Origin of the sequence: Leclercia sp. AS011 (assembly GCF_037152535.1) — a bacterium.
Classification (GTDB): Bacteria; Pseudomonadota; Gammaproteobacteria; order Enterobacterales; family Enterobacteriaceae; genus Enterobacter.
On the sequence record NZ_JBBCMA010000004.1, the window covers coordinates 75,294 to 92,813 of the forward strand.

General features: G+C 55.4%; 21 protein-coding genes. 10 read left to right on the top strand and 11 right to left on the bottom strand.

Features of this window, described 5'->3' with window-relative positions:
- The first annotated feature begins 20 nt into the window (after positions 1-20).
- The 5 genes from lptF (at position 21) to mtgA (ending at position 6,275) form a co-directional block, all read left to right on the top strand.
- Positions 21-1,121 (top strand): LPS export ABC transporter permease LptF, encoded by a 1,101-nt coding sequence (lptF, locus tag WFO70_RS16430; RefSeq protein ID WP_337017575.1) that lies wholly within the window; start codon positions 21-23, stop codon positions 1,119-1,121.
- Positions 1,121-2,203 (top strand): LPS export ABC transporter permease LptG, encoded by a 1,083-nt coding sequence (gene lptG / locus WFO70_RS16435; protein WP_337017578.1) that lies wholly within the window; start codon positions 1,121-1,123, stop codon positions 2,201-2,203. The genes lptF and lptG overlap by 1 nt, the downstream gene beginning before the upstream one ends.
- Before the next feature lie 134 nt (positions 2,204-2,337).
- On the top strand, positions 2,338-4,671 hold the full coding sequence (gene arcB / locus WFO70_RS16440) for an aerobic respiration two-component sensor histidine kinase ArcB (protein WP_337017579.1): 2,334 nt from the start codon (positions 2,338-2,340) through the stop codon (positions 4,669-4,671).
- Between the two features lie 228 nt (positions 4,672-4,899).
- Positions 4,900-5,553, top strand: a complete 654-nt coding sequence (gene elbB / locus WFO70_RS16445; RefSeq protein ID WP_337017581.1) for an isoprenoid biosynthesis glyoxalase ElbB — start codon at positions 4,900-4,902, stop codon at positions 5,551-5,553.
- Positions 5,550-6,275 (top strand): monofunctional biosynthetic peptidoglycan transglycosylase, encoded by a 726-nt coding sequence (mtgA, locus tag WFO70_RS16450; protein WP_442913393.1) that lies wholly within the window; start codon positions 5,550-5,552, stop codon positions 6,273-6,275. Before elbB ends, mtgA begins: the two co-directional genes overlap by 4 nt.
- Here the strand turns inward: mtgA and npr are convergent.
- The 11 genes from npr to WFO70_RS16505 form a co-directional block, all read right to left on the bottom strand.
- Positions 6,272-6,544 carry a PTS phosphocarrier protein NPr gene (npr, locus tag WFO70_RS16455; RefSeq protein ID WP_032614489.1) on the bottom strand — a complete coding sequence of 91 codons (273 nt, stop codon included), beginning with the start codon at positions 6,542-6,544 and terminating at the stop codon, positions 6,272-6,274. The genes mtgA and npr overlap by 4 nt on opposite strands.
- Positions 6,541-7,395, bottom strand: a complete 855-nt coding sequence (rapZ, locus tag WFO70_RS16460; RefSeq protein ID WP_106994840.1) for an RNase adapter RapZ — start codon at positions 7,393-7,395, stop codon at positions 6,541-6,543. The genes npr and rapZ overlap by 4 nt, the downstream gene beginning before the upstream one ends.
- 45 nt (positions 7,396-7,440) lie before the next feature.
- Complete coding sequence (gene ptsN / locus WFO70_RS16465; protein WP_039031625.1) at positions 7,441-7,932, bottom strand: PTS IIA-like nitrogen regulatory protein PtsN; 492 nt, start codon at positions 7,930-7,932, stop codon at positions 7,441-7,443.
- Positions 7,933-8,014: 82 nt separating this feature from the next.
- Positions 8,015-8,302 (bottom strand): ribosome hibernation promoting factor, encoded by a 288-nt coding sequence (gene hpf / locus WFO70_RS16470; RefSeq protein WP_106994839.1) that lies wholly within the window; start codon positions 8,300-8,302, stop codon positions 8,015-8,017.
- A gap of 22 nt (positions 8,303-8,324) precedes the next feature.
- Complete coding sequence (rpoN, locus tag WFO70_RS16475; protein ID WP_337017584.1) at positions 8,325-9,758, bottom strand: RNA polymerase factor sigma-54; 1,434 nt, start codon at positions 9,756-9,758, stop codon at positions 8,325-8,327.
- Positions 9,759-9,805: 47 nt separating this feature from the next.
- The gene (lptB, locus tag WFO70_RS16480) at positions 9,806-10,531 is read right to left on the bottom strand and encodes an LPS export ABC transporter ATP-binding protein (RefSeq protein WP_325933400.1); all 726 of its coding nucleotides are present in this window, start codon (positions 10,529-10,531) and stop codon (positions 9,806-9,808) included.
- Between the two features lie 6 nt (positions 10,532-10,537).
- Positions 10,538-11,092 (bottom strand): lipopolysaccharide ABC transporter substrate-binding protein LptA, encoded by a 555-nt coding sequence (gene lptA, locus WFO70_RS16485; RefSeq protein ID WP_337017586.1) that lies wholly within the window; start codon positions 11,090-11,092, stop codon positions 10,538-10,540.
- Positions 11,061-11,636, bottom strand: coding sequence for an LPS export ABC transporter periplasmic protein LptC (lptC, locus tag WFO70_RS16490; protein ID WP_337017588.1), 576 nt, complete (start codon positions 11,634-11,636; stop codon positions 11,061-11,063). Before lptC ends, lptA begins: the two co-directional genes overlap by 32 nt.
- Entirely contained in the window at positions 11,633-12,199 is a 567-nt protein-coding gene (kdsC, locus tag WFO70_RS16495) for a 3-deoxy-manno-octulosonate-8-phosphatase KdsC (protein WP_333853424.1), read from the bottom strand. The genes lptC and kdsC overlap by 4 nt, the downstream gene beginning before the upstream one ends.
- Before the next feature lie 14 nt (positions 12,200-12,213).
- On the bottom strand, positions 12,214-13,200 hold the full coding sequence (gene kdsD, locus WFO70_RS16500) for an arabinose-5-phosphate isomerase KdsD (RefSeq protein ID WP_337017592.1): 987 nt from the start codon (positions 13,198-13,200) through the stop codon (positions 12,214-12,216).
- A 13-nt stretch (positions 13,201-13,213) separates the two neighbouring features.
- Positions 13,214-14,191, bottom strand: coding sequence for a calcium/sodium antiporter (locus tag WFO70_RS16505; protein WP_337017594.1), 978 nt, complete (start codon positions 14,189-14,191; stop codon positions 13,214-13,216).
- A 229-nt stretch (positions 14,192-14,420) separates the two neighbouring features.
- On the opposite strand from WFO70_RS16505, the gene mlaF reads away from it, so the two are divergent.
- The 5 genes from mlaF to mlaB are packed head-to-tail and all read left to right on the top strand — an operon-like array spanning position 14,421 to position 17,520.
- Positions 14,421-15,233 carry a phospholipid ABC transporter ATP-binding protein MlaF gene (mlaF, locus tag WFO70_RS16510; protein ID WP_337017596.1) on the top strand — a complete coding sequence of 271 codons (813 nt, stop codon included), beginning with the start codon at positions 14,421-14,423 and terminating at the stop codon, positions 15,231-15,233.
- 7 nt (positions 15,234-15,240) lie between these two features.
- Entirely contained in the window at positions 15,241-16,023 is a 783-nt protein-coding gene (gene mlaE / locus WFO70_RS16515; RefSeq protein WP_142487251.1) for a lipid asymmetry maintenance ABC transporter permease subunit MlaE, read from the top strand.
- A 4-nt stretch (positions 16,024-16,027) separates the two neighbouring features.
- Complete coding sequence (gene mlaD, locus WFO70_RS16520; protein WP_337017599.1) at positions 16,028-16,588, top strand: outer membrane lipid asymmetry maintenance protein MlaD; 561 nt, start codon at positions 16,028-16,030, stop codon at positions 16,586-16,588.
- Between the two features lie 3 nt (positions 16,589-16,591).
- The gene (gene mlaC / locus WFO70_RS16525; RefSeq protein WP_142487250.1) at positions 16,592-17,227 is read left to right on the top strand and encodes a phospholipid-binding protein MlaC; all 636 of its coding nucleotides are present in this window, start codon (positions 16,592-16,594) and stop codon (positions 17,225-17,227) included.
- Positions 17,227-17,520, top strand: a complete 294-nt coding sequence (gene mlaB, locus WFO70_RS16530; RefSeq protein ID WP_337017601.1) for a lipid asymmetry maintenance protein MlaB — start codon at positions 17,227-17,229, stop codon at positions 17,518-17,520. Before mlaC ends, mlaB begins: the two co-directional genes overlap by 1 nt.

Sequence of the window (17,520 nt, forward strand, 5' to 3'; positions counted from 1 at the left end):
TTTTTACGGGCGTATTTAATGTGATAATCATAAGATATCTGGTGCGGGAGACGCTAAAAAGCCAGCTGGCGATACTCTTCATCCTGCTTCTGATCTTTTTCTGTCAGAAACTGGTGAGGATCCTCGGCGCGGCTGTCGACGGCGAAATTCCCACAAATCTGGTGCTTTCCCTGCTCGGGTTAGGCGTGCCTGAAATGGCGCAGCTTATCCTGCCATTAAGCCTTTTCCTCGGACTGCTGATGACGCTCGGTAAACTCTATACCGAAAGTGAAATCACCGTCATGCACGCATGTGGTCTGAGCAAAGCGGTCCTGATCAAAGCCGCCATGGTCCTGGCGCTGTTTACCGGCATTGTAGCTGCGGTGAACGTGATGTGGGCCGGCCCTGTCTCCTCGCGTCATCAGGATGAAGTGCTGGCTGAAGCTAAAGCGAACCCCGGCATGGCCGCCCTGGCACAGGGGCAGTTCCAGCAGGCAACCGACGGTAACTCCGTGCTGTTTATAGAAAGCGTGGACGGCAGCCGCTTTAACGAAGTCTTCCTCGCGCAACTCCGCCCTAAAGGTAATGCCCGTCCCTCCGTGGTGGTGGCCGACTCCGGTCAGCTCGCACAGGGTAAAGACGGGTCGCAGATCGTGACCCTGAATAAAGGCACCCGCTTTGAAGGCACGGCGATGCTGCGTGATTTCCGCATTACCGACTTCCAGAACTATCAGGCAATTATTGGTCATCAGACGGTGGCGCTGGATCCTACCGATACTGAGCAAATGAACATGCGCACGCTGATCAATACCGATACCAATCGCGCCCGTGCGGAGCTGCACTGGCGAATCACGCTGGTATTCACCGTATTTATGATGGCGTTGATGGTCGTGCCGCTCAGCGTGGTTAACCCACGTCAGGGCCGCGTGCTCTCCATGCTGCCCGCGATGCTGCTTTATCTGGTGTTCTTCCTGCTGCAAACCTCGATCAAATCGAATGGCGGTAAAGGAAAAATCGACCCGGTTATCTGGACCTGGGTGATTAACGGACTCTATCTGCTGCTGGCCGTCATCCTCAACCTGTGGGATACCGTGCCGATGCGCCGTGTACGAGCCCGGTTTACGCGTAAAGGAGCGGTGTAATGCAGGCGTTTGGCGTTCTTGATCGCTATATCGGTAAAACCATTTTTACCACCATCATGATGACCTTATTCATGCTGGTGTCGCTCTCCGGCATCATCAAGTTTGTTGACCAGCTGAAAAAGGCCGGGCAGGGGAGCTACGATGCGATGGCCGCGGGGATGTACACCCTGCTCAGTATTCCGAAAGATGTGCAAATCTTCTTCCCGATGGCGGCGCTGTTAGGCGCTCTGCTGGGGCTGGGGATGCTGGCGCAGCGCAGTGAGCTGGTGGTCATGCAGGCCTCGGGCTTTACCCGCATGCAGGTTGCGCTGTCGGTGATGAAAACCGCGATCCCGCTGGTGTTGCTGACCATGGCGATGGGCGAGTGGGTTGCTCCGCAGGGCGAGCAGATGGCGCGTAACTATCGCGCGCAGATGATGTATGGCGGCTCGCTGCTCTCCACTCAGCAAGGGCTGTGGGCGAAAGACGGGAATAACTTTGTCTATATCGAACGAGTTACCGGCGACAATACCCTCGGCGGCGTGAGCATCTATAACTTTAACGATCAGCGTCGTCTGCAGGCGGTTCGTTATGCTACCTCGGCCACCTTCGATGCCGATAAAAAGGTCTGGCGTCTGTCCCAGGTGGACGAGTCGAACCTGCAGGATCCGAAGCAGATCACCGGTTCGCAGACGGTTACGGGCACCTGGAAGACCAACCTGACTCCCGACAAGCTCGGCGTGGTGGCTCTGGATCCGGATGCGCTGTCCATCAGCGGCCTGCGCAACTACGTGAAATACCTGAAGTCGAGCGGCCAGGATGCCGGGCGTTATCAACTCAACATGTGGAGCAAGATCTTCCAGCCGCTCTCCGTGGCGGTGATGATGCTGATGGCGCTGTCGTTTATCTTTGGTCCGCTGCGTAGCGTTCCTATGGGAGTGCGCGTTGTCACCGGTATCAGCTTCGGCTTTGTCTTCTACGTTCTCGATCAGATCTTTGGTCCGCTGACCCTGGTTTACGGTATCCCGCCATTCATTGGCGCGCTGCTGCCGAGCGCCTCTTTCTTCCTGATCAGCCTCTGGCTACTGCTGAAGCGCTCCTGATGCCTCACACCTCATCTCCCGCTTTGGGAGATGAGGTGCCTCCTCTGTTCTACCCCTCACTTTTTTGCACAACCTTCAACGTCTTGCCTGGAATTTGAGTATTATTGTGCGATGACGTCGTGAAGAGATCCCCTATGAAGCAAATTCGGTTACTGGCGCAATACTATGTCGATCTGATGATGAAGCTCGGCCTGGTCCGCTTCTCCCTTCTGCTGGCGCTGGCGCTGGTGGTGCTGGCCATTGTGGTGCAGATGGCCATTACCATGGTGCTGCACGGCCAGGTTGAGAGCATTGACCTTATCCGGTCTATTTTCTTCGGCCTGCTGATCACCCCCTGGGCGGTCTATTTCCTCTCGGTGGTGGTTGAACAGCTGGAAGAGTCCCGCCAGCGGCTGACCCGGGTGGTGGAAAAGCTGGAGGAGATGCGCGAGCGCGATCTGAAGCTCAACGTGCAATTGAAAGATAACATTGCCCAGCTGAACCAGGAGATCTCAGACCGCGTAAAAGCGGAGGCCGAGCGCCAGACCACCCTGGAACAGCTGAAAATCGAAATGAAGGAGCGCGAGCAGACCCAAATCCAGCTTGAGCAGCAATCCTCCTTCCTGCGCTCTTTCCTTGATGCCTCCCCGGATCTGGTCTTCTACCGCAACGAAGACAAAGAGTTCTCCGGCTGTAACCGGGCGATGGAGCTCCTGACCGGCAAAAGTGAAAAACAACTCGTCAGCCTGCGTCCGCAGGACGTCTACTCACCTGAAGCGGCGGCCAAAGTTATCGAAACTGACGAGAAGGTGTTTCGTCACAACGTCTCTTTGACCTACGAACAGTGGCTCGACTACCCGGACGGGCGCAAAGCCTGCTTTGAAATCCGCAAAGTGCCTTATTACGACCGCGTCGGGAAACGCCACGGGCTGATGGGTTTCGGGCGTGACATTACCGAGCGTAAGCGCTATCAGGATGCCCTTGAGCGCGCCAGCCGGGATAAAACCACCTTTATCTCTACCATCAGCCATGAGCTGCGTACCCCGCTCAACGGTATCGTGGGGTTAAGCCGCATTCTGCTCGATACCGAACTGACGACCGAGCAGGAGAAATATCTGAAAACGATCCACGTTTCAGCGGTTACGCTCGGCAATATCTTCAACGATATCATTGATATGGATAAGATGGAGCGGCGCAAAGTCCAGCTGGATAACCAGCCGGTGGACTTTACCGGCTTCCTGGCCGATCTGGAGAACCTCTCCGGCCTGCAGGCGCAGCAGAAAGGGCTACGCTTTGTGATGGAGCCAACCCTGCCGCTGCCGCACAAGGTGGTGACTGACGGTACGCGTCTGCGCCAGATCCTGTGGAACTTGATCAGCAACGCGGTCAAGTTTACCCAGAAGGGCCAGGTGGCGGTTCGCGTGCGTTACGGTGAGGGCGAGATGCTGCACTTCGAGGTGGAAGATTCCGGGATCGGTATTCCGCAGGAGGAGCAGGACAAGATTTTCGCCATGTATTATCAGGTTAAAGACAGCCAGGGGGGCAAACCTGCCACCGGTACCGGCATTGGCCTGGCCGTATCGCGCCGCCTGGCGAAGAGCATGGGGGGCGACATTACGGTGACCAGCAACCCTGGACACGGCTCGGTATTTAAACTGAGCGTCCGTGCCCCGGCGGTGGCGGAGGAGGTCGAGGATACCTTCGCCCACGACGATATGCCGCTGCCAGCCCTGCACGTGCTGCTGGTGGAAGACATTGAGCTGAACGTGATAGTGGCGCGCTCGGTGCTGGAGAAACTCGGCAGCAGCGTGGATGTCGCCATGACCGGTAAGGCCGCGCTGGAGATGTTCACCCCAGGAGAATACGACCTGGTGCTGCTGGACATTCAGCTTCCGGACATGACCGGGCTCGATATCTCCCGGGAGCTGACCAGCCGCTACGCCAGCGATGAACTACCGCCGCTGGTGGCACTGACCGCCAACGTGCTGAAAGACAAAAAAGAGTACCTCGATGCCGGTATGGACGACGTACTGAGCAAACCGCTGGCGGTACCTGCCTTAACCGCCATGATCAAGAAGTACTGGGACACCTGTGACGAAGAGGAGAGCACCATGACGACGGTAGATACGGAAAAAGCGCAGTCATTGCTGGATATCGAGATGCTGGAGCAGTACATCGATCTGGTGGGCCCGAAGTTGATTACCGACGGTATCGCCATATTTGAAAAGATGATGCCGGGCTATCTGAACGTGCTGGAGTCCAACCTGACGGCGCGGGATCAGAAAGGCGTGGTTGAAGAGGGCCACAAGATCAAAGGTGCCGCTGGATCTATTGGTTTGCGCCATCTGCAGCAGTTGGGCAAGCAGATCCAGTCTCCGGAATTACCGGCGTGGGAAGATAACGTGGGTGAATGGGTTGAAGAGATGAAGCAGGAGTGGCAAAACGATGTGGCCGTCCTGAAAGCCTGGGTGGAGAACAGAAAAAAATGACCCCGGCTAAACCGGGGTGCGCGAATACTGCGCCAACACCAGGGAAATCTTGGCTGCGCCTTCAGTCGTTATTGTTAGGATAATGGCGTAGCCGGAAAATTCAGGCCGCACGCAGTTAAGATAGCAAATCTTAAATAATTAGTTACATGAATCAGTTAAATGTGTGAAGCACACCATTTTAATCAGAATTTTTAATGTGCATTTAACATTTTCGAAAGGGATCGCAGGATGAAAAAGGTCGGAGTAGTACTGAGTGGTTGCGGTGTTTACGATGGTTCTGAAATTCATGAAGCGGTTCTGACGCTGCTGGCGCTGGCGCGCAATGGCGCAGAAGCGGTCTGTTTCGCACCGGATAAAGCCCAGACTGATGTCATCAACCACCTCACCGGCGAACCGCTGGCGGAAAGCCGAAATGTCCTGACTGAAGCGGCGCGGATCGCTCGCGGGCAGATCCGCCCGCTCAGTGAGGCGCGTGCCGCAGAACTGGATGCGCTGATTGTGCCGGGCGGTTTTGGTGCCGCAAAGAACCTCAGCGATTTTGCTCTTCAGGGCAGCGCCTGCCGGGTGGAGAGCGATTTAAAAACCCTGGCGCTACAGATGCATGAGGCCGGAAAACCGCTGGGCTTTATCTGCATTGCCCCGGCGATGCTGCCGGCCATCTTTGATATTCCGCTGCGTCTGACCATCGGTACTGACATTGATACTGCTGAGGTCATCGAGGAGATGGGCGGGGAGCATATCCCCTGTCCGGTGGACGATATCGTGGTCGACGAAGAGAACCGGATCGTGACCACCCCTGCTTACATGCTGGCGCAGAACATTGCCGAGGTCGCGGCAGGCATTGAGAAACTGGTCGCCCGGGTGCTGGTGCTGGCAGCATGAAGTTGAAGCGTCCCCGATCTGGCTGGGTAAGACGGATCGTTATTCGCGTTCTGCTGGTGCTGGCGGTCTTCTGGGGCGGCGGCATTGCCCTGTTTAGCTTCCTGCCGGTGCCGTTTTCCGCGGTGATGATTGAACGTCAGCTGGGGAGCTGGCTGCGAGGCGATTTCAGCTATATTGCCCACTCTGACTGGGTGAGTATGGATGAGATCTCGCCGTGGATGGGGCTGGCCGTGATTGCCGCTGAAGATCAGAAGTTCCCGGAGCACTGGGGGTTTGACGTTGGGGCGATAGAGAAGGCGTTAGCGCATAACGAGCGTAATGAGAGCCGGATTCGCGGCGCATCGACGCTGTCTCAGCAAACGGCGAAGAATCTGTTTCTGTGGGACGGGCGTAGCTGGATGAGAAAGGGATTAGAAGCCGGGCTGACGCTGGGAATCGAAACGGTGTGGAGTAAAAAACGCATCCTGACGGTGTACCTGAATATCGCGGAGTTTGGCGAGGGTGTCTTTGGCGTCGAAGCCGCTGCCCAGCGCTATTTCCACAAACCTGCCAGTCGCCTGTCGGCATCCGAGGCCGCGCTGCTGGCCGCCGTGTTACCCAACCCAATTCGCTTTAAGGCCAGCGCGCCTTCAGGCTATGTACGCAGCCGTCAGGCGTGGATCCTGCGCCAGATGCGTCAACTGGGTGGGGAAGGCTTTATGCAGGCCAATAAGCTGCATTAATCCTCATCAAACCCGGCGTTGAACAGGGCAATCACTGCCGCCAGCGCCTCGACTTCCTGCGGGCCGGTGGCTTCGATTTCGATCTGTCGGCCCTTGGCGGAGTCCAGCATCAGCAGGGCAATTACGCTGTTGGCTTCGGCTTCAGTGCCTTCGTCATTACGCAGCAGAACTTCCGCGTCAAACCCCTGCATCAGTTCAAATAACTTCATTGCCGGGCGTGCGTGCATGCCCAGCTTATTGGTGATCTCAACGGTCTGCTTTACGGTCATGTTTTGCGTTTTTCCAGCGTACGATGACGGGACTGCACGTTTTTGCCGCGTGAGCGGAAATAGTCAGCCAGTTGCTCAGCAATATAGACCGAACGGTGTTTGCCCCCGGTACAGCCAATCGCCACCGTCAGGTAGCTGCGATTGTTTGTCTCCAGCATCGGCAACCAGAGTTCAAGGTAGCTGCGCGTCTGATAGATAAAGTTATGCACTTCCGTATGCCTGTCAAGGAACGCGGCGACGGGCTTATCCAGGCCGGTCATCGGACGCAGCTTCGGATCCCAGTGCGGGTTCGGCAGGAAGCGCACGTCAAACACATAGTCTGCATCGATAGGGATACCGTGCTTAAAGCCGAAGGATTCAAACACCATCGTCAGCTCGCGCTCGCGTTTGCCCAGCAGACGGGTACGCAGCATCTCCGCCAGTTCATGGACGGACATTTCGGAGGTATCAACGATCAAGTCGGCGCGTGAGCGCAACGGCTCCAGCAGATCGCTCTCCTGATCGATGGCGCTTTCCAGCGACAGGTTTTTGCTGGAGAGCGGATGCAGGCGGCGGGTATCGCTGTAGCGACGGATCAGCGTATTGCGATCGGCATCAAGGAACAGCAGCTGAGGTGAAAACGCCTCCGGCAAACTGCTCATCGCCTGCTCAAAGATCTCCGGCGATTCCGGCATGTTACGCACGTCGATGCTGACTGCGGCGGAAATCTGCCGATCGGCAAGGGATTTTGCCAGCTCGGGCAGCAGCACTACCGGCAGGTTATCCACGCAGTAAAAGCCCATATCTTCCAGCGCTCGCAGGGCGACCGATTTCCCGGATCCCGAACGACCGCTGACGATCATCAGCACCATGTACCGTTTCTCCTCAGGACTACAGATGTCAAAGCCATCACCCGATTACGCATCATCCTGATTGCCTTCCGTTTCCGTAATGATTTGATAAAGCTCCTCATCGCTCTGTGCCGCGCGCAAACGGCGACAGATGGTTTTATCCGCCAGACGTTTCGCCACCAGCGAGAGGGTGTGCAAATGTGTTTTGGTCTGATCGGCTGGCACCAGCAGGGCAAACAGCAAATCGACAGGCTGGTTATCAATGGCATCAAAAGCGATAGGTGTTTCCAGCTGAACAAACACGCCTACAGCGCGCAGCGTATCCTCTTCAAGTTTGCCATGGGGAATGGCGATGCCGTTGCCGATGCCGGTACTGCCCATTTTTTCGCGGGTCAGGATCGCTTCAAAGACTACTTGCGGCGGCAGGCTCAGCTGTTTTGCGGCCAGTTCACTGATGATCTCCAGCGCACGTTTTTTGCTCTGGCAGTGGACGGCACTGCGGGTACATTCCTGATTAAGGACACTGCTCAGTTGTAGAGTTGAATCGTTATTCATCATAATTTCACCTAAGCGCTAACTGTACAAAGGGCCCGTTGTGTTTCACAACAGGCCAACCTGCACCCGTTAACTGCCCGGACAATTAGTGTTGTTTCAGTTTATCTTTATGTTTGTTTAGCTGTCGTGCCAGCTTGTCAATCAAGCCGTCGATAGCCGCGTACATGTCTTGTCCTTCCGCACTGGCATGGATCTCGCCTCCGTTGACATGCAGGGTCGCATCCGAGATATGAGTCACTTTTTCCACTTTTAACACAATGTAGACCTGATTGATCCTTTCGAAATACTGCTCAAGCTTGGCGAATTTTGTATTCACAAACTCGCGCAGAGCTTCAGTGATCTCGACGTTGTGTCCAGTGATGTTGAGCTGCATAGTGTCTTCCTTATCGGTTGTGTCAGACCAGTTGTTTACGCTGGTTTGACGGCGGAATGGATAAAGACTCTCGATACTTCGCAACAGTACGGCGTGCCACCATGATACCTTGATCGGACAGCATGGTGGTTAACTTACTGTCGCTCAGTGGTTTCGCGGGGTTTTCCGCGGCGATCAATTTTTTCACCAGCGCCCGGATGGCCGTCGACGAGGCTTCGCCGCCGCCTTCGGTGTTGACATGGCTGGAGAAAAAATACTTAAGCTCAAAAATACCGCGCGGACTGTGGAGATACTTCTGCGTCGTCACGCGGGAAATCGTCGATTCATGCATCTCGACGGCCTGGGCGATATCGGCCAGCACCATCGGCTTCATAAACTCTTCACCCTGTTCGAAAAAGGCCTGCTGCTGCTCAACGATGCAGCGGCTGACGCGCAGCAGGGTATCATTGCGGCTCTCGAGGCTTTTAATCAGCCAACGCGCCTCCTGAAGATTGCTGCGGATAAACTGGTTATCCGAGTCGTTGCGCGAGCTGGTACACATCGAGGCGTACTGCTGATTGATTTGCAGACGCGGGATGCTGTCGGAATTGAGTTCCACGGTCCACAGGCCGTTATGCTTGCGCACCAGCACGTCGGGGATGACGTACTCGGGTTCGCTGGTCTGGATGGACTGACCCGGACGCGGATCCAGCGACTGAATCAGATTGACCGCTTCTTTCAGGATCTCTTCTTTCAGCCGCGTGACGCGCATCAGGGAGCGGAAGTCATGGTTAGCCAGCAGATCCAGATGTTCGCTGACGATCAGGCGCGCCTCTTCCAGCCACGGCGTCTCTTTGACGAACTGCGAAAGCTGGATCAGCAGGCAGTCGCGTAAGTCGCGTGCCGCGACGCCGATCGGATCAAAACGCTGCACGCGCTTGAGAACCGCTTCGACCTCTTCAGGCTCGATCTCGTCGTCGCCGATGCTTTCCAGAATGTCGTCCAGCGACACGGTCAAATAGCCGGTCTCATCGACGGCATCGACAATGGAGGTGGCGATGGCGCGATCGGTATCAGAGAATGGCGTCAGCTCCACCTGCCACATCAGGTAATCCTGTAGCGACTGGGTAGTCTCGCCCTGATAAACCGGTAATTCATCGTCCTGGTAGTCTGCGCGCGTGCCGGATGGCGTACCGGCGGTGTAGATCTCATCCCAGCTGGCATCGAGAGGGAGCTCGTCTGGCATCTCTTTTTGCTCCAGCGCGTCCACGCTGTCGAGCGTTTCGTTGTCCTGGGTTTGCTGAGTTTCTACCTCGTCGTGAAGATCGGTTTGCTCAAGCAGGGGATTACTGTCCAGCGCTTGCTGCAGCTCCTGCTGAAGTTCCAGCGTCGACAGCTGCAACAGACGGATAGCCTGTTGTAACTGCGGCGTCATTGCCAGCTGTTGGCTGAGCCTTAATTGCAAACCTTGCTTCATGTTCAGAGCATTTTTCTCCGTTTACGCGAGACTGAACTTCTACCCTATCAGAGTCTGAAGTCTTCCCCAAGATACACGCGCTTAACATGATCGTCTTCGAGGATCTGCTGCGGGGTACCGTGAGCAATAAGATGGCCCTGGCTGACGATGTAGGCACGCTCACAGACCGCCAGCGTCTCACGCACGTTGTGGTCGGTAATCAGAACCCCCAGGCCGCTGTCGCGCAGATGCTCGATAATCCGTTTGATGTCGATAACCGAAATCGGGTCAACGCCCGCGAAAGGTTCATCGAGGAGAATGAATTTCGGGTTGGCGGCCAGCGCACGGGCAATTTCCACGCGGCGGCGTTCACCGCCGGAGAGGGCCTGACCCAGGCTGTCGCGCAGATGTTCGATATGAAACTCTTCCATCAGCTCGTTGGCGCGATCCTGACGCTGTTCGGCGGTCAAGTCGTCACGGATCTGCAGCACCGCCATCAGGTTGTCGAAGACGCTCAGACGGCGAAAAATGGAGGCTTCCTGCGGCAGGTAACCGATGCCGCGACGGGCACGCGCGTGGAGAGGCAGCAGGCTGATGTCTTCGTCATCAATGATGATGTTACCCGCATCGCGCGGAACAATGCCGACCACCATATAAAAGGTGGTGGTTTTACCCGCACCGTTAGGACCTAACAGGCCGACAATTTCGCCGGAGTTGACGGTCAAACTGACATCTTCCACTACGCGACGGCCCTTGTAGGCTTTGGCGAGATTCTTTGCAGTTAATGTTGCCATAACGAATTAGTTACTCTTTTTCTGTGCCGGGGCCTGAGTGTTATTTTTGTCCTGCAGCTGCGATGGGACCAGGACGGTCGTTACGCGTTTGCCTTTCTCACTGAAGGCCTGCATTTTTTGCTCTTTCACCAGATAGGTGATCTTGTCGCCCTTGATGTTGCTGTCGAGCTGCTCGAGGAACGCATTGCCGGTCAGCACCACGAAGTCTTTCGCCAGCTCGTAGTGCATCTGGGAGGCGTGGCCTTTCACCGGCTTACCGTTGTCCTGCATCTGGTAGAAAGTGGCCGGATTGCCGTAGCCATCGATAATCTCTTTACCGTCTTCCCCGCCAGGACGCGTCACCACCACCTTATCGGCGTTGATTTTGATGGTGCCCTGCGTCACGACAACATTGCCGGTAAAGGTCACCACGTTGCCCTGCATATCGAGCGATTGCGTATCGGATTCGATATGAATTGGCTGCTCGGTATCACCCGTCACAGCAAGTGCAGGCAGGCTGACGGCCAGCATCGCGCTGGCAATAACAAATTTAAGGCTGAGTTTGTTTGCTTGGAATTTCATAGGAGGTTCTAACCTTTTCAATCAGCTCTGCGTTCTTGCTGCGTAAGTTCCCGCGCATTCTCAGACCGCTGGAATTAAATGTTGTGCCGTATAGCGTAACCAGATCCTGCGACGTGACATCCTGAGTCACAAGGTTAATCTGTGCGTTATCGGTTGTGATTTTGCGCAGCTGTGCGTCTGCGGTCAGCGCATTCACCTCAACATGACCATACAGATAAAGCATACGGTCATTCGTCAGTTTTGCCCGGTCTGATTTAATCGACCATGTCGGAATCTTATTGGTATCAAACGTGGTCATCACCGGTTGGGTAAACCAGGAGACGCCCTGTTCGGAAAAATACTCAACATGCTGAGCGATAAGGCGATAATTCAGTGCCCCTTCCGGGCTATAGACCACGGTATCGCTATGATCGCTTTTGTATGTTGGATCGTTAGTATTGACCGTCGGCGCTTCTTCGTCGTCCCGGTCAGCGAGATTCACGCCAATCAGTACCAGTGCTACCAGCGAAAGCAGAATAATAACCCAACGTCTGGTTTTACTCATATCGATTGCCCTTTGGCCTCATCAAGCTTACCTTGCGCCAGCAGCAGCAGGTCGCAGACTTCTCTTACCGCGCCGCGGCCACCGTTGATACGAGTGACATAGTCAGCGCGCGGGATCAAAAGCGGATGCGCATCGGCAACGGCGACGCTCAGACCCACCTCTGCCATCACTGGCCAGTCAATCAGATCGTCTCCGACATAGGCGACGTTTTCCGGGGCGATGGCAAGTTTACCAAGTAAGTCCCTGAAAGCGACCATCTTATCGGATTGCCCCTGATAGAGATGGGTTATGCCCAGCGTTTCGCAGCGATCTTCTACCAGTTTAGCCTTACGCCCGGTGATGATGGCAACTTCTATGCCAGAAGTCAGCGCACAGCGAATGCCGTAGCCATCACGCACGTTGAAAGCCTTCAGCTCTTCGCCATTGTTGCCCATATAAATCAGGCCGTCAGACAGCACGCCGTCCACATCAAGGATCAGCAGGCGAATGTTTTCGGCCTGCGACATCATCTGCGCACTGACCGGGCCATAACAGGTTGCAAGGGATGCACCCGCATTACTCATTGTCTTATCCTTCATTACACTACGCCTGCGCGCAGCAGATCATGCATATGTACCACACCCAGCAACTGGTCGCCATCAGCAACCATAACGGAGGTGATATTGCGGGACTGCATGAGGTTTAACACCTCGACCGCCAGCGTACCGGGACGGACCCGGATCCCTCCGGTCGTCATTACATCAGCGATACCCAGCTTACGGACATCAACGCCCATATCAAATACACGGCGCAGGTCGCCGTCGGTGAAGATCCCTTCGATTATCATCTGGTCGTTGCAGATAACGGTCATGCCGAGATTTTTACGGGTAATTTCCAGCAGCGCGTCGCGCAGAGAGGCGTCTTTGCTAACGTGCGGAATTTCATCCCCGGTGTGCATGATGTCATTCACCCGCAGCAGCAGTTTACGTCCCAGCGCGCCGCCCGGATGGGAGAGGGCGAAGTCTTCGGCGGTAAAGCCGCGGGCTTCGAGCAGGGCGACGGCCAGCGCATCCCCCATTACCAGCGCAGCGGTGGTGCTGGAGGTGGGTGCCAGCCCCAGGGGGCAAGCCTCTTTCGGCACTTTAACGCACAGATGGATATCTGCGGCGCGCGCCATGCTGCTCTCTGGGCGGCTGGTAATACAGATGAGGGGAACGTGAAGTCGCTTCAGCACCGGGATCAGCGCCAGAATCTCATTGGATTCACCCGAGTTCGATAGCGCAATGACGATATCCTGAGCCGAGACCATTCCCAGGTCACCGTGCGCCGCTTCACCGGGGTGAACGAAAAAGGCGGTCGTACCGGTACTGGCAAAAGTGGCCGCCATTTTACGACCAATGTGCCCGGACTTACCCATTCCCATCACCACGACTTTGCCGGTGCAGTGGAAAAGCTTCTCACATGCCAGGCTAAAGTCCTGATTAATGTATTGATCTAACTGCGCCAGACCTTCACGTTCTATCTCCAGAACTTGTATTCCTGCTTTCTGAAAGTCAAAACCCGGCTGCAATTCTATTTGCGACATAATGCGTTTCCGTTTACCCAGAGAGAAGAGGCGAGAGCCAGTACAGCATCGCCATCCATACGATAAATCCCACCGTCAGCAGGGCGCCAGCCCCCTGACCAATCTGCCTTTTACGCCGCCAGCAGAGCAGGGCGAAGATGGCGCTGACGAATACCATCACCCCGTAGTCCCGGCTGAATGCCAGCGGATTAAACGCGCCGGGGGCGATCAGGGCTGGCAGGCCCAGTACAATGGCAATATTGAAAATATTGGAACCGATGATATTGCCAATCGCCATGTCATCTTCGCCTTTACGCGCGCCGGCGATTGCCGTGGCCAGCTCTGGCAGGCTGGTGCCAATGGCAATCACCGTCAGGCCGATGGTTAATTCGCTCATGGCGAAGTAATTGGCCAGCACCGTGGCATTATCCACAATCATCTGTGTTGCCATCGGCATGATGATTAACGCCACGCCCAGCCAGAGCAGCGCGACGGGTAAATTCCCTTCCCGCGGCAGTTCGGCAACCTGCTCGAGGGTTAAGGTGTCATTGCCCTGCTTCTCTGCCGCCCGGGCCAGCTTAACAATGTAAAACAGCCAGATGACCGCCAGCGCCAGCAGGAAAATGCCATCGCTGAGGGTTAACTGCCCGTCATATAACACGTAACCGGCCAAAAGGCTGACAATTAACATTAGCGGTAATTCACGCCGCAGAACATCAGAATGCACGCGAAATGGATGCAGCAGTGCAGCAAGCCCCAGGATGAGTAAGATATTGACGATGTTGGAGCCAATGGCCGTTCCTACGGCGAGATCAACCTGATCGTGCAGCGAAGCGGCGACGGAGACAATGATCTCCGGCAGGGAGGTGCCAACGCTGACCACCGTCATCCCAATAATTAAGGGGGGAATACCGAATAAGCGACAGAGGATTGATGCGGAGAACACCAGACGGTCGGCACTGTAGACCACCAAAAGTAAACCAATTATTAACAGTGCCGTTGCAAGAAGCATCAAAAGTCCTTTCTTCAGGTATACTCGCCGGTCCACCGAGAAAAAATCTCTGCCGCTGCATACTGTCTGTAGACGTAACGTATTCCTAATTTTGACTTTATGCGTTGTAAAAGTAAAACAAATGCCAGCTTTCGCTTACCTGCAGAGGTAATATTCTGTAAAAATGTTGGGTTTGCGGCGAAATCAGGCATCAAGCTGATCCTGAACCGGCAATAGAAAGGAAATGTACATGAGCCTGAATGGGGCGAATATAGTCGATGTCCGTGGCGTCAGCTTCACGCGCAGCAGCCGGGTCATTTTTGACAACATCTCTCTCACCGTGCCTCGCGGTAAAATCACCGCCATTATGGGGCCCTCCGGCATTGGTAAAACAACGTTACTGCGCCTGATTGGCGGGCAGATCCCCCCGAGCCAGGGCGAGATCCTCTTTGACGGTGAAAATATCCCGGCGATGTCCCGCTCGCGCCTCTACACCGTGCGTAAACGGATGAGCATGCTTTTTCAGTCCGGCGCGCTTTTTACTGACATGAATGTCTTCGATAATGTCGCCTATCCGCTGCGTGAGCATACTCAGCTGCCGCCGGAACTGTTGAAAAGCACCGTGATGATGAAGCTCGAGGCCGTCGGCCTGCGTGGCGCAGCAAAACTGATGCCTTCCGAACTTTCCGGCGGCATGGCTCGCCGTGCGGCCCTGGCGCGCGCGATCGCGCTGGAACCCGATCTGATCATGTTCGATGAGCCGTTCGTCGGCCAGGATCCCATCACCATGGGCGTGCTGGTCAAACTAATCTCGGAACTGAACAGCGCGCTGGGCGTAACCTGTATTGTGGTCACCCACGACGTACCTGAAGTGCTGAGCATTGCCGACTACGCCTATATCGTGGCGGATAAAAAAATTGTGGCGCACGGTAGCGCACAAGCATTACAGAGTAACTGCGATGCGCGTGTCCGTCAGTTCCTCGACGGTATTGCAGATGGCCCCGTGCCGTTCCGTTATCCGGCGGGCGATTATCATATAGATTTACTGGGAATAGGGAGTTAAGCCACTCATGCTGTTAAATGCGTTGGCCGCTCTCGGACACCGTGGCATAAAAACCATCAGGACGTTCGGGCGTGCCGGGTTGATGTTATTCAATGCGCTGGTCGGGAAACCGGAATTCCGCAAACATGCCCCTCTGCTGGTTCGCCAGCTCTATAATGTCGGCGTGCTGTCGATGCTCATTATCATCGTTTCCGGCGTCTTCATCGGGATGGTGCTGGGGCTGCAGGGGTATCTGGTCCTCACCACCTACAGTGCGGAAACCAGCCTCGGGATGCTGGTGGCGCTTTCTCTGTTACGTGAGCTGGGCCCGGTGGTCGCTGCGCTGTTATTCGCCGGGCGTGCCGGTTCGGCGCTGACCGCGGAAATCGGCCTGATGCGCGCCACCGAGCAGCTCTCCAGCATGGAAATGATGGCCGTGGATCCGCTGCGCCGGGTGATTGCGCCGCGCTTCTGGGCGGGCATGATCTCCTTGCCGCTACTGACTATCCTGTTTGTTGCGGTCGGGATCTGGGGCGGATCGATGGTTGGCGTGCAGTGGAAAGGGATCGATGCCGGTTTCTTCTGGTCTGCGATGCAAGGTGCGGTTGACTGGCGTCTGGATCTGGTTAACTGCCTGATTAAAAGCGCGGTCTTTGCCGTGACCATCGCCTGGATTGCGCTGTTCAATGGTTACGATGCCATCCCGACGTCTGCCGGTATCAGCCGGGCAACCACCCGCACTGTTGTTCATTCGTCGCTGGCCATACTGGCTCTGGATTTTGTGCTCACCGCACTGATGTTTGGGAAATGAGTTCATGCAAACGAAAAAAGTAGAAATTTGGGTAGGCGTATTTGTCTTGCTGGCGCTGCTGGCCGCACTGTTTTTAAGCTTTAAAGTGGCGGATGTTACGACGATCCGCACCGAGCCGACATACCGTATTTATGCCACCTTCGATAATATTGGTGGCCTGAAAAGCCGTTCTCCGGTGCGCATTGGCGGGGTTGTGGTAGGGCGTGTGGCCGATATCACCCTCGACGAGAAAACCTATCTGCCGCGCGTCGCGCTGGATATTGAAGAGCGCTACAACCACATCCCGGATACCAGTTCCCTCTCTATCCGTACATCCGGCCTGTTAGGTGAACAATACCTGGCGCTGAACATCGGTTTTGAAGATCCCGACCTGGGAACGACTATCCTTAAGGACGGTGGCGTAATTCAGGATACGAAGTCAGCCATGGTGCTGGAAGATATGATTGGTCAGTTCCTTTACAACAGCAACAGTAAAGGGGGAGACGAGAATCAAGCTGCTCAGACACCTGCGCAGAGTGACATTACACCGCCTGTTGGCACGACGAATTCATCTCAGGAGAAGTAATTCATGATTAAACGACTGTTAATGGTTGCCATGCTGATGATTGCCCCTTTGACTGCCGCTAACGCAGCCGACCAGAGCAATCCTTATCAACAGATGAATGAGGCGGCTAAAAAAACCTTCGATCGCCTTAAAAACGAGCAGCCTAAAATTCGTTCCAATCCCGACTACTTGCGCGATGTGGTCGATCAGGAGCTGCTGCCGTATGTCCAGGTGAAATATGCCGGGGCCCTGGTGCTGGGTCGCTACTACAAAGACGCAACGCCAGCACAGCGTGATGCCTATTTTGCTGCGTTCCGTGAATACCTGAAGCAGGCCTACGGCCAGGCGCTGGCGATGTACCACGGCCAGACCTATCAGATTGCGCCGGAACAGCCGCTGGGCTCGGCTACCATCGTACCTATCCGCGTTACCATCGTCGATCCGAACGGTCGTCCACCGGTGCGTCTGGATTTCCAGTGGCGTAAGAACAGCCAGAACGGTAACTGGCAGGCTTACGACATGATTGCTGAAGGCGTGAGCATGATTACCACCAAGCAGAACGAATGGAGCGATCTGCTGCGTACCAAGGGCATTGATGGTCTGACTGCACAGCTGAACAGCATCTCGCGTCAGAAAATCACCCTGGACGAGAAAAAATAATGACGTCGCAGCTCAGCTGGACCCGTGAGGGTGAAACGTTGTTACTCACTGGCGAGCTGGATCAGGATTATCTGAATCCTCTGTGGGATGCGCGTCATGAAGCCATGCAGGGGATCGCCTGTATCGACCTCGGCGGCATTTCCCGCGTGGATACGGCGGGCGTTGCGCTGCTGGTGCATCTGGTGGCCGCAGGCAAAGGGCAGGGCAAGCAGGTGACGCTTGCAGGCGTCAGCGACAACGTCATCACCCTCGCTCAGCTCTACAATCTGCCGGAAGACGTATTGCCTCGCTAA

Coding starts and splice junctions, on each gene's coding strand:
- lptG (WP_337017578.1), top strand. CDS start 1,121: ATGCAGGCGTTTGGCGTTCTTGATCGCTATATCGGTAAAACCATTTTT.
- arcB (WP_337017579.1), top strand. CDS start 2,338: ATGAAGCAAATTCGGTTACTGGCGCAATACTATGTCGATCTGATGATG.
- elbB (WP_337017581.1), top strand. CDS start 4,900: ATGAAAAAGGTCGGAGTAGTACTGAGTGGTTGCGGTGTTTACGATGGT.
- mtgA (WP_442913393.1), top strand. CDS start 5,550: ATGAAGTTGAAGCGTCCCCGATCTGGCTGGGTAAGACGGATCGTTATT.
- npr (WP_032614489.1), bottom strand. CDS start 6,544: ATGACCGTAAAGCAGACCGTTGAGATCACCAATAAGCTGGGCATGCAC.
- rapZ (WP_106994840.1), bottom strand. CDS start 7,395: ATGGTGCTGATGATCGTCAGCGGTCGTTCGGGATCCGGGAAATCGGTC.
- ptsN (WP_039031625.1), bottom strand. CDS start 7,932: ATGATGAATAACGATTCAACTCTACAACTGAGCAGTGTCCTTAATCAG.
- hpf (WP_106994839.1), bottom strand. CDS start 8,302: ATGCAGCTCAACATCACTGGACACAACGTCGAGATCACTGAAGCTCTG.
- rpoN (WP_337017584.1), bottom strand. CDS start 9,758: ATGAAGCAAGGTTTGCAATTAAGGCTCAGCCAACAGCTGGCAATGACG.
- lptB (WP_325933400.1), bottom strand. CDS start 10,531: ATGGCAACATTAACTGCAAAGAATCTCGCCAAAGCCTACAAGGGCCGT.
- lptA (WP_337017586.1), bottom strand. CDS start 11,092: ATGAAATTCCAAGCAAACAAACTCAGCCTTAAATTTGTTATTGCCAGC.
- lptC (WP_337017588.1), bottom strand. CDS start 11,636: ATGAGTAAAACCAGACGTTGGGTTATTATTCTGCTTTCGCTGGTAGCA.
- kdsC (WP_333853424.1), bottom strand. CDS start 12,199: ATGAGTAATGCGGGTGCATCCCTTGCAACCTGTTATGGCCCGGTCAGT.
- kdsD (WP_337017592.1), bottom strand. CDS start 13,200: ATGTCGCAAATAGAATTGCAGCCGGGTTTTGACTTTCAGAAAGCAGGA.
- WFO70_RS16505 (WP_337017594.1), bottom strand. CDS start 14,191: ATGCTTCTTGCAACGGCACTGTTAATAATTGGTTTACTTTTGGTGGTC.
- mlaF (WP_337017596.1), top strand. CDS start 14,421: ATGAGCCTGAATGGGGCGAATATAGTCGATGTCCGTGGCGTCAGCTTC.
- mlaE (WP_142487251.1), top strand. CDS start 15,241: ATGCTGTTAAATGCGTTGGCCGCTCTCGGACACCGTGGCATAAAAACC.
- mlaD (WP_337017599.1), top strand. CDS start 16,028: ATGCAAACGAAAAAAGTAGAAATTTGGGTAGGCGTATTTGTCTTGCTG.
- mlaC (WP_142487250.1), top strand. CDS start 16,592: ATGATTAAACGACTGTTAATGGTTGCCATGCTGATGATTGCCCCTTTG.
- mlaB (WP_337017601.1), top strand. CDS start 17,227: ATGACGTCGCAGCTCAGCTGGACCCGTGAGGGTGAAACGTTGTTACTC.